This window comes from Halomonas sp. SIMBA_159, from assembly GCF_046536035.1.
GTDB classification, from domain to species: Bacteria; Pseudomonadota; Gammaproteobacteria; order Pseudomonadales; family Halomonadaceae; genus Vreelandella; species Vreelandella venusta_A.
Window position 1 is genome coordinate 1 of the sequence record NZ_JAWJBT010001178.1, and the last position, 250, is coordinate 250.

The 250-nt window shown below is 50.8% G+C and carries 1 pseudogene; it reads left to right on the plus strand.

Going from position 1 to position 250, the window contains the following annotated elements:
- A pseudogene (locus tag R0J87_RS22975) lies at positions 1-250 on the plus strand (glutamate--cysteine ligase); the annotation flags it as partial.

Sequence of the window (250 nt, forward strand, 5' to 3'; positions counted from 1 at the left end):
GGGTTCGGCCCTGACCAATAAGTGGGTAACCACGGACTTTGCTGAGTCTCTGCTGGAGTTTATTACCCCGGTGTCGCGAGATGTCGATGAGCTGTTATCTCAATTGTCCGATATCCATAAATTCAGCTACAGCCAGCTGGGCAGCGAAATGCTCTGGCCTATGTCTATGCCTTGCTATGTCGGTGATGAGTCGGATATCGAACTGGCGCAATATGGCAGCTCCAACATTGGCCGGATGAAAACCCTCTAT